General features: G+C 46.3%; 5 protein-coding genes. 3 read left to right on the top strand and 2 right to left on the bottom strand.

Annotation, left to right across the window (positions count from 1 at the left end; genetic code table 11):
- Window positions 1–45: 45 nt before the first annotated feature.
- Window positions 46–2916 carry a TonB-dependent receptor gene (locus tag ACLI09_RS08850; RefSeq protein ID WP_411419248.1) on the bottom strand — a complete coding sequence of 957 codons (2871 nt, stop codon included), beginning with the start codon at window positions 2914–2916 and terminating at the stop codon, window positions 46–48.
- Between the two features lie 395 nt (window positions 2917–3311).
- Here ACLI09_RS08850 and ACLI09_RS08855 point away from each other — a divergent pair, with 395 nt between their 5' ends.
- On the top strand, window positions 3312–6677 hold the full coding sequence (locus ACLI09_RS08855; protein WP_411419249.1) for a glycosyl hydrolase: 3366 nt from the start codon (window positions 3312–3314) through the stop codon (window positions 6675–6677).
- A gap of 113 nt (window positions 6678–6790) precedes the next feature.
- Here the strand turns inward: ACLI09_RS08855 and ACLI09_RS08860 are convergent, their stop codons facing one another.
- On the bottom strand, window positions 6791–7477 hold the full coding sequence (locus ACLI09_RS08860; RefSeq protein ID WP_411419250.1) for an NUDIX hydrolase: 687 nt from the start codon (window positions 7475–7477) through the stop codon (window positions 6791–6793).
- 318 nt (window positions 7478–7795) lie between these two features.
- Here ACLI09_RS08860 and ACLI09_RS08865 point away from each other — a divergent pair, with 318 nt between their 5' ends.
- Together ACLI09_RS08865 and ACLI09_RS08870 are read left to right on the top strand one after the other, a co-directional pair.
- Window positions 7796–9322 carry an alpha-N-arabinofuranosidase gene (locus ACLI09_RS08865; RefSeq protein ID WP_411419373.1) on the top strand — a complete coding sequence of 509 codons (1527 nt, stop codon included), beginning with the start codon at window positions 7796–7798 and terminating at the stop codon, window positions 9320–9322.
- Window positions 9323–9408: 86 nt separating this feature from the next.
- Window positions 9409–11391: an alpha-L-arabinofuranosidase C-terminal domain-containing protein gene (locus ACLI09_RS08870; RefSeq protein ID WP_411419251.1), complete on the top strand. Its 1983-nt coding sequence runs from the start codon at window positions 9409–9411 to the stop codon at window positions 11389–11391.
- The last annotated feature ends 5 nt before the right edge of the window (window positions 11392–11396 follow it).

Here is an 11396-nt window from a genome sequence, read left to right on the forward strand (position 1 = left end):
CGAAACAGGGCCTTATGACTTTCAACTTTACAAATTAAGACTAAATTACAGCCCTTTCGGCTCAAAAGTAAGCGCTACATAATACAGCCCGCCTATTGTAGGCCCCGCCGCATACTGGTAGTACTTATTGTTTAAAATATTACTGCCACCGATTTTTGCCGTTGCGAATAACGACGGAATCTTGATATTTACCTGTGCATCCATGGTAAAATAGGCCGGTACATCGCCGTTTGCAAGCGTGCTTTCCCAGTAAAAAGCATCCTGCCAGCGGCCCGTTACAGTAAAGCCTATGTTTTCAAATACCTTGCGGTTTCCTACTGTAAGGTTAGTTACCCACTTAGGCGTATTAAATGCCGTAACAAATATGTCCTGCCCTCCGTTTGAAACCAGCTCGTTATAGCTTACATTTAATCCGCCGGTATAATCTTCATAAAAATTATACTTGATGCCAAACGACGACCCAAAACTTTTATAGGTATTGCCCGCATTTGTAAACACCCGGTAGCGGTCCTGCTGGTTGCGGGTAAGCATCGCAAGCACACCGGCATCAGTGCCTACAGTTGCATTTTTAGGCACTGCTACTTCCACCTGCCCTAAAAAGCCGTTGTAAATATTATAGTACGCATCCCAGTCCAGCGAAATCCTGTTATTGTGTACGATGCTTTTGTAGCCTATTTCAAAAGAATTTATCTGCTCGGGCTTCATTTGCGGCAGGTTAGCCACCACCAGTACATTTCGGTTGGCCAGGGCGGCTTCGTTTTGCGTGGCACCGCCATCTACCGCCGCGTTTACCGCTGCCGTAAATTTATCTAACGAAGTCAGGGTATATGAATTTTCGAGGAAGCCAATGCCCTCATTAACCCGTGGCAGGCCGCCCACGCGGCGCACATTGCCGTTGTTTACAAACGAAAGCGCCTCAAATAGTGAAGGGAAACGGAACCCGTTCTGAAACGATGCCCTGAAGTTGTGGTTCTCCTTTGGCGAATATACAACGGCTACGCGGGGATTAAACTTGGTTTCAAATTCCGGGTTGCGGTCAGCACGTATGGAGGCGTTAAACTTTAGCCTGTCGTTAAAAAAACGCTTGGTAACCTGCACAAACGCGCCATATTTTTCATATTCCTGCTTTTTGCCAAAGGTACCGTCTGCCAGCGGCTGGTTGCGTTCGGCAACCGGGCGCGAAAAGTCGACAAAGTTATTGCCATCGGGCGTTACCAGGTACTGCCTGTAATCGGCGCCGGCCAAAAGGTCAAAAACCTTTACATATTTAGAAAGGTCATACTGCGTTTCTACATGGTACAAAGCTGATTTTTGCTTAAGCCATGCTCCTCCTGTGGCCGGTGCACCTGCAATGCCGGAGTTGGCATGGTCCCAGTTGTTAATACCTATGATGGTATTTTTAAGGGCGTTAAATTCTGGGGTACCGGGTTCTGCACGGCCGGCATCGGCTGCGGTGCGCGCGTCTGCAAAAGCCCGGGCCAGGGGGGCACCGCTGTTTATTTCGCTTTGCAACGCCGCCTGGAACGTGTTCCTCCACGTTGTGTTGCTGGCATGGGTAAGGTCAAGGTTGTCTGCTAACGGCTTCAGGTTGTAGGAGTTTCCGGTTTGTTCTATAGAGGTGTAAGCGCGTACGTAAAATTCTTCACCCTTAAGCTCTACCTTGTGGTTTTGCACGGTAGCGCCATCCAGCCGTATTTTATTACCCCGCTGGAAGGTGCCGTCCATTTCGCCATAGCGGTATACGTAGGATGCCTGCAGGTTGTCTTTAAGCTTGTAGTACAACCCCCCGTCAAGCTTGGCATTGGTTACCGTGGGGTCTACAAGGTCTTTTTCTAAATAGCCTGTGCGCGACACGTTAAAGGTATGCGGCTGCCCGTCTACCGTGGCGGTAACAGCCACACGGTTGTTGCGCTCATCACCATAGTTGTTCCACAGGTCGGCAGCGGGGTTGTTATCGCCGGAAAGTTCGATATAATCAGGGTTGCCGGTAACAAGGTTGTAAGGGTTTTGGTCAGTAAGGGTGTTTGATATCCAGTCGGTGCCCTTAAAATAAGAACCGTTTACCTTTACGGCAAGTTTGTTGTTAAAAGCATGTGCGTAACGCAATGCTGCTTCGGTAAACAGCGAAGCATCCTTATCATTGTCGTTAACGTGGTTTACGCCATTGCGCAGGTACACGCTAAGGCCCTGGTGCAAAAACGGGTCGCGTGTTTGCAGGCTTGCAAGCCCGTTTATGGCGTTCATGCCATACAGCGCAGAGGCGGCTCCCGGGGTAATTTCCATGCTTTGAATGTCAAGTTCAGTGGGGCCTATGGCGTTACCCAACGGCACGCCCAGGGTTGCCGCCTGCACGTCTACACCATCAACCAGCTGCATGAAGCGAAAGTTATTGGGCACGTTAAACCCGCGGGAATTAGGCACCTTCAGGGTAAGGCTGGAGGTAAGCAGCTGTACGCCCTTAACATTATCTAGAGCGTCATAAAAAGTAGGGGCGGGGTTATCTTTTATTGCTTTAATGTCAATTTTTTCTATCGATATGGGCGATTGCAGTATGCGTTCCTCTACCCGCGATGCCGAGACCACCACCTCATTAAGCAGTGTATTTTGTGTATCAAGTTCTATGGAAATTTTACTTTCGGGGGAGAGTACGCTTAGCTGGCGTGTTTCAAAGCCTACGCCTGAGAATACAAGGGTAATGGGAAAAGTAGCCTGGGTGCGCAGTGTAAAAATACCTTCGTTATTAGTGCTTGTTAGTGTGGCTGTATTTTTTATGGTTACGGTAATGCCGGGTATAGGTTGTTTTGTGTTGTCTGTTACGGTTCCTGTAATCTCAACCAAGTTGCCCTGTGCAATGGCGGCTAAGGGTAAAAGCAGCAGCGATACTAATAAAAGCACGCCGGTGTAAAGGTTCTTCATGGGATAGTGGTTTAAAATTTTTGCCAAATATAATAATTATATTGTTAGTCTATAGGATTAGTAGATTTATTGCAAATTTTTTCAATCATACCCTATGTGAAGATTGACCATTAAATTGCAAACGATATAGTGAACCTGCCCTTTTCGTCTTCCCGATGCTACAACATTGGTATGCTATTACTACATCACATTTTTATTAAAGTCGCTGTTTACAGGTATTTTTAAATTCTCCGCACCTATACATAAACTCACATGACATAAAATATATGGTATAAAATTTTACATTTGCTTAAATCATTATTAAAAATATGTCAAATTCTAAATTTTAGTATTGAATTTTTAAATATTCTTTCCAACATCTGTTATCCAAATTTCGTTATTAACCTATTTTATTTATGAAACATTTTTATGTATTAGCCTCGCTACTGGCATTTGGTTTAACCGCGCAGGGGCAAACACCTGTATCCGTAGGCTCGGGAAGTTACGCATCTGCACCACCGGACTCTGAGAACGTAGACTGGAACAGTGATGGGGTGGGCGACATTTTCCCTTTTATTTTTGACAATCCCATCTATGTACAGGAAGGCGAAACAAGGCCCATACCTACAAATGACTGGTGGACCGATCTGCTGGTGAGCAAGTACAGCGGCCTGTTGTGGAGCTACCCCATGATGGTAGATACCGAAAACTATGGCGCTAAAGTATTTTTCCCTAATAGTTTTGTGCCCGACGGCAGCAATGTTGCCTATGGCGGCGGTGTGATGATTAAGGCTAACGGCTACAATCCGGTGAAATCTGTTGCCAAAGACTGGAACGACTGGGGCGTGGTAGTGGGTATGCCTGATGCCACGGGAGAAAAAAATATGGATATTACGCTGGTGCACGGTGTACCGTTTACCTGGTTTGAAACCCAGGGTATAAGCCCAAAACTATCTTTTGATAACGGCGCTACATTTGTATATGCCGATGGCAGCCCGGCTACATTCCCTATAACGCAATCGTTTGTAATACAAACTGATGGAAGGCATTTTGGCGTGCACCTTGCACCGGGCGCGTCTCTTAACCTTGAGGGGCAGCAGTACCTTACCATAGATTTGCAGTCGGTACAGCCTATTACTAAAGTGAAGCTGAACTGGGAAGCCGCATATGCCTCGGGCTATGCGCTACAGGTAAGCGACAACGGCACCACCTGGAATACCGTATTTACCGAGACTAACGGTAACGGCGGCATTGATGATATACCACTTACCACATCCGGCCGTTATGTAAAAATACTACTGAACCAGGAAGGCACGCAGTGGTCATACTCATTATATGAAATGGAGGTATTTAACGGTACTACCCTGCTTTCGCAGGGTAAACCGGTAGAGGTTTCATCTACCCAGGCAGCCTTTGTGAAAGAAAACGTGAATGATGGCAACACAGGTACCCGCTGGGCCGCCGATGGCAATATGGAAACAGCTGTAGTAATGACTATGCCCACTGCCAACAGTTATTTTGTAATGTCTGCGCTGCCTAATGCCGCCGCGCTTACCACCTATGAGCAATATGCTTTTAATAAAGTTACCGATACTGATGTTACTTACGATTACCAGGCGGCTAACGGCAAAGTAGTTGTTAACTGGAACCTTACTACCAGTAACCTGAAAGGCCTGGCAGCCGGCAGTACCATACAGGGTTTTTTACCGCATTTGTATGCCAATGCAGAGAACAACATAAACTTTACAGCTAATAATTATGTTACCGCAAGGGGCCAGCTAAAAACGGCTGTTGGCAACTCGTATACCTTCTCATACAAATTTGGCGGTGTGCTGCCGTCGTTTAATTCGCCGTACAGCAATAGCGCTGACGCGCATCCGTATGATGCCGACGTAATGTTTAACCTGCTTACCACGGCCTCTGCCCAGCAAAACTATGGCGGCGATACCTACTGGGGTGGAAAAGACCTTGTAAACTTTGCCAAATATACCCTGATGGCAAAAGAAATGGGCCACCAGGCCTATCCGGCGCTAAAAGAAAAAACACGTAACGCCCTTGCAAACTGGCTTACCTATACGCCGGGCGAAGACGAAAAATTCTTTGCACGTTATGACCGCTGGAAAGCCATTGTAGGCTTTAACGAGTCGTTTGGCTCTGCGGCGTTTACCGATAATCATTTCCACTACGGCTATTTAATACAGGCCTGCGCCATGTATGCCATGGTAGACCATGACTTCCTTGTGCAATATGGCGACATGATAAAACTGGTAGCACGCCAGTATGCCAACTGGATAAAAGACGACACCTTCCTGCCTTACATGCGTACGTTTGACCCCTGGATAGGGCACAGCTATGCCGGCGGCACCAGCTCAGGCAACGGTAACAACCAGGAGTCAACCTCTGAGGCAATGCAATCGTGGACAGGGCTTTTCCTTTTAGGCGATGTGCTGGGCGACCAGGAAATACTTGATGCAGCGGCGTTTGGTTATATGAGCGAGAGCTATGCCACGCTTGAATACTGGTTTGACTGGAGGAATGTAAACCTGCCGCCTGCCTACCCGCACAATATGGTAGGTATACTTAGTAACCAGGGCTTTGCTTATGGTACTTACTTTAGCGCTAACCCATTGCACATACACGGTATACAGTACCTGCCTGTAAACCCCGGCTTTAAATACCTTGCCAGGGATACTGACTGGGCACTGGGCGAATATACTGATATGATGGAAGAAACGCAGGCTACGGAGGGCTTTACTACCGAGACGCAGTTTGGCGACGACTGGGCACACGTAGCGCTGGGCTTCAGGCTGCTGTTTGACCCTGAATATGTTTCGGCCTATCTTGAACAGAATATGACGCTTCCTGCAAACGATCCTAACTATATTATGGATTATAACGTGGCAGGTATGACGTATTACTACACCCATGCAATACAAAACCTTGGCGATTTTTCAAACACGTATTATACTGACTTCCCATCGAGCAGCGTATTTGAAGAAAACGGAACCTTTAGCCACGCTGTAGCCTATAATTCTACCGCCGCCGCTAAAACCTGTACCATATATAACGCAGATGGTACTGTATATGCAACCTTCCCTGTACCGGCGTATACGCTGGTAACTTATCCGCAACTGCCTACCGAAGGCCAGGTGCCGCAAGAATGCTACAACCTGCTACCGGTAGCTTCAACCGCTTCAACGGGCAATGCCATGCAGGCGATAGACGGTAACCCGGGCTCACGCTGGGAAAGTGCCTTTGCCGACCCGCAGTGGATACAGGTAGATATGGGAGAAGTTTCTACCGTAAGCAGGATAACCATAAGCTGGGAGGCTGCCAATGCTAAAGATTATACGCTTAAAGGCTCTATTGACGGAACAGAATGGGTTACCATAGGCACCTACACCAATATGGCCGAGGGCAACCGGGTTGACCTGATAGAAAACGTTAATGCCAACTACCGCTACCTGCGTATTGATGGTACCGCGCGTAACCTTGTATACGGCTATTCGATATTTGAAATACAGGTTTGTGGCGCTACCGCACTGGGTGTAACCGCGCCGGCAGCACTGAAAAATATTTCGGTATATCCTAACCCGGCACATGGGTATGTGAACATAAAAACTATTGAAGATACTGAGGCTACGCTATACAACATCAACGGGGCGCAGGTACTTAAGCAAACGCTGCGTGCGGGTGAAACTACCTTAAAACTTAACAGCCTGCAGTCTGGCCTGTACCTGCTGAAAGTGGGCGACCAGGTAACCAAGCTGCTGATACAATAAACTGATTTTTTAAATTTCAGATGTGTGAGGTGAAACCCCGTAGGATACGTCCTGCGGGGTTTTTATTTTACAACCGCCATAACCGTATTTGGGGTGTAGTGTATAAATACTGATTATAACCTAAACGTAAACCCGTCTGATACTTTGATCTTATATTTTTCTTCGTCAAATTTATACAGGAACGAGCCTTTGCGCGATGATTTCATATCCTTCTCTTCGGTTTTTTGCAAAATGTCAAGCCCGTTTATTTTATTTATAAAATTACGTTTGTCAAGTTGCTCCCCTAATATGGCTTCATATAATACCTGCAGCTGTTTCATTGTAAACTTTTCCGGCAGTAGCTCAAAGCCTATTGGCTTTGTAGAGGCCCGGTAACGCAGGCGGCTCATGGCATTTGCCACCATCAGGTTGTGGTCAAAAATCAGGTCGGGAAATTCGTTAATGTCAAACCATTGGGCTGAATAGTTCTCATTAATCTCGGTAGTATGCTCGGTAATATTAATAAGCGCATAGTACGATACCGAAACAGTGCGGTCTACAGGGTCCCTGTCGGGCGCGCTATACGAGCGCAGCTGCTCCATATATACATTATTAAGGCCGGTAAGGTGGTGCAGTACGCGTGTGGCGGCGGTATCAAGGTTTTCGTCGGGGCGCAAAAAGCCCCCCATTAGAGACCATTTGCCTCTTTCAGGTTCAAAATCCCTTTTTATGAGCAATATTTTTAGCTGCCTTTTATCAAAACCGAATATAATACAGTCTACCGCAAGCAGCACTTTTTGTTGGTCGTTGTAACTTTCCATTCTCCTATAATTGTTTGCAAGGTACTATGAACCGCGTTAACCTACAAGATTTTTAAAAAAATCCTAATAATATATTATTCACTACAGGCAACGTTATCGTATTGCCGTCTTAATAGTTTATTTATGTTAAAATTTAATTTTCTCAAATTTATTTTGCAATTTTAAGAAATCTTTATTTAAATTCGTAAGTGTTAAAAATACATTTATTAAACAAACTAAATTTTTTAGTACCGTTTGCGGCGGGTATGTGAGAGCCCGCCGCCGGTATTAATTATTCCCAAACTCATTATGTTAAAAATTAATACACTTTCTACCGCAATGCTGCTTATTGCAGGATCGTTTTTTCCTTTAACTGCCGCCGCTCAGCAAAAATCTACGGTTACAGTAACTGCTAAGGCCGATGCCCCGGTTATAAGCAAACATATTTATGGCCATTTTGCAGAACACCTGGGCCGGTGTATTTACGACGGTTTTTATGTGGGCGAAAACAGCAAAATACCAAATACCAAAGGGGTGCGAAATGATATTATCACAGCGTTGAAAGACCTGGGCATACCTAACCTGCGCTGGCCGGGGGGCTGCTTTGCCGATACCTACCACTGGAAAGACGGCATAGGCCCTAAAAAAGACAGGCCTACCATAGTAAACCAATGGTGGGGCGGGGTTACCGAAGACAACAGTTTTGGCACGCACGATTTCCTTGACCTGTGCGAAGTGCTTGATACAGAGCCATACCTTGCCGCAAATGTGGGCAGCGGTACCGTACAGGAATTTACCGACTGGATACAGTATGTAAACCACGGCGGCAAAAGCCCCATGAGCGACCTGCGGAAAAAGAACAACCGCGATACACCCTGGGGCGTAAAATTTTGGGGTGTGGGCAACGAGGCCTGGGGCTGCGGCGGCAATATGACTGCTGAATATTATGCCAACCTCTATAAGCAATATGCTACCTTTATGGCCGACTGGTCTAATAAAAAAGAAATGTTCCGTATCGCATCCGGTGCTAACGGGGGCGATTATAACTGGACAGAAGTACTGATGCGCGACATACCTAAAAACCTTATCGACGGGGTGGCGCTGCACTCATATTCTGTTATCGATTGGAACGACAAAGGCTCATCGGTAAAATTTGATGAAAAGCAGTACTTTGAAACCATGAAGGCCGCCCTGAAAATGGAGGAACTGGTTACTAAGCATACCGCAATAATGGATAAATATGACCCTGCTAAAAAAGTAGCCCTTATAGTAGACGAGTGGGGCGGGTGGTATGATGTGGAGGAAGGCACCAATCCGGGCTTCTTGTACCAGCAAAACACCATGCGCGATGCCATGATAGCCGGCACCACACTAAATATTTTTAACAACCACAGCGAGCGCGTGCGTATGGCAAACCTTGCACAAACGGTAAACGTGCTGCAGGCGGTAATACTTACCGAAGGCGATAAAATGCTGCTAACGCCCACCTACCATGTAATGAAGCTGTATAAGGTGCACCACGATGCAAAGCTGCTTCCGGTGGCGGTAACCTCGCCGGATTATAAATTTGGCAACGAAACGGTTCCGGCGGTATCAGTATCGGCATCGCAAAAAGAGGGTAAAACGCACATCTCTATGGTTAACATCCACGCTACAGAAAAAATTTCGACCGAAATAAAGCTGGATGGGATAGATGCTAAGGACTTTTCGGCTAAAATTATTTCAAGCGGAAGGCTACAGGACCACAACACCTTTGCACAACCCAATGCCATAACGCCAAAAGACTTTAAAGATTTTAAATATAAAAAAGGCGTTCTTACGGTAACTTTACCACCATTCTCGGTTGTTGTATTTGAAAGCAGGTAGACAGCCGTATGAGTGTACCGGAAATTTAAGTGGTGTGCCGTCGTTTAAGATAAGTAACCCAATAGCTCAAGATAACAAAAAACCAAATGAAAACAAACTTTTTAAAGAACACGGCGTTTATGGCCATTGCCATGGCAGGGGCGCTGTGTTCGGCACAGCAAAAAAACAATTATGTGCTCGATTTTAAAGACACAGGCGTAAAGATTCAGCCCACCATGTACGGTATCTTTTTTGAGGATATTAACCTGGGTGCCGATGGCGGCCTGTATGCCGAAATGGTAAAGAACCGCTCGTTTGAATTTGATTTGCCTTTAATGGGGTGGACGCAGCCCAACAGCGACAAGCTTTCGCTAAATAATAAATCGGGCTACGCCAGTATTGTTAACGGAAAAAAATCGGGTAATAAAAATTATGCCCGTATAGATATTAAAGACGATAATGGATATAGTCTTATAAATGAGGGCTTCCGTGGCATGGGTATTAAAGAGGGTGATGCCTACAATGTTTCAATACTGGCTGCGAACCAGGAAGGGAACATCAGCAAGATTAACTTCCAGTTTATTGATGAGGCCGGTGCTGTAGTGGCATCATCATCGGTGGCGCCATCGTCAAAAGAATGGAAAAAATATACCACCCAGATGACTGCCAGTAAAACAGTAGCTAAAGGCAAGCTGAAAGTAACCTTTACCGGTACAGGCAGCATTGATGTAGATATAATTTCGATATTCCCGCAGGATACCTGGAACAACAGGCCGAACGGGCTTCGTAAGGATTTGGTACAAAAACTATACGACCTTAACCCGGGCTTCCTTCGTTTCCCCGGCGGATGTATTGTAGAAGGCCGCGTGCTGGAGCAGCGCTACCAGTGGAAAAAAACTGTAGGTAACGTAGACGACCGCGAAACAATGATTAACCGTTGGAATACCGAGTTTGACCACAGGCTTACACCGGATTACTTCCAGTCGTTCGGCTTGGGCTTTTATGAATATTTCCAGCTGGCTGAAGATATTGGCGCAGAGCCATTGCCCATACTAAGCTGTGGTATTGCCTGCCAGTTTAACACCGGAGAGCTTGTGCCACTTGCGGAGCTTGACCCGTATGTGCAGGACGCGCTTGACCTTATTGAGTTTGCAAACGGTTCTGCCTCGACCAAATGGGGTAAGCTGCGCACCGATATGGGCCACCCAAAACCGTTTAACCTTAAGCTTATAGGTGTGGGCAACGAGCAGTGGGGCCCTGATTATATATCCCGCTATAAAGTATTTGAAAAAGCCATCCACGGCAAGTACCCTACAATTAAGATAGTATCAGGAAGCGGCCCGATGCCGGAGGGCGAATTTTTTGACTACGGCTGGAAGCAGCTTAAAGAGTTAAAAGCGGATATTGTGGATGAGCACTACTACAACAACCCCGAATGGTTTACCAGCAACGTTACCCGTTATGACAACTACGACCGTAAAGGCCCGAAAGTTTTTGCCGGTGAATATGCCGCACAAAGCGTTGCTACGGTAAGCCCGGAAAATAAGAACAACTGGAACTGCGCCCTTTCGGAAGCCGCCTTTATGACCGGCCTTGAGCGCAATGCCGATGTGGTAAACATGACCAGCTACGCGCCGCTCTTTGCCCATGCCGAGGGCTGGCAGTGGACGCCGGACCTTATCTGGTTCAATAACCTGGAGAGCTATGCCACGCCAAATTATTATGTGCAGAAACTATATGGTACTAACGCGGGGACAAACCTTATCTCTATAACTGCTGACGGCAAACCCGTTACCGGCCAAAACGGAATGTTTTCAAGCGCGGTGGTAGATAAGGCAAACAATGAGGTGATTATAAAAATTGTAAATACATCGGGCAACGCGCAGAAAGCAGGTATAAAACTTAAAGGCGGCAAGATTGCAGCAACGGGTAAAATGATTGTTTTAAAGAACAGTAACCTTAATGCCGAAAACAGTTTTACACAGGAAACGGTAACCCCTGTAGAAAATACCATTAAAACAGGTAAAAGTAGTATCGATACCGAAATACCGGCGTATGCCTTTGCCGTAATTAAAGTTAAAATTTCCTAAACATC

Origin of the sequence: Flavobacterium sp. RHBU_24 (assembly GCF_046613695.1) — a bacterium.
GTDB lineage: Bacteria > Bacteroidota > Bacteroidia > Flavobacteriales > Flavobacteriaceae > Flavobacterium.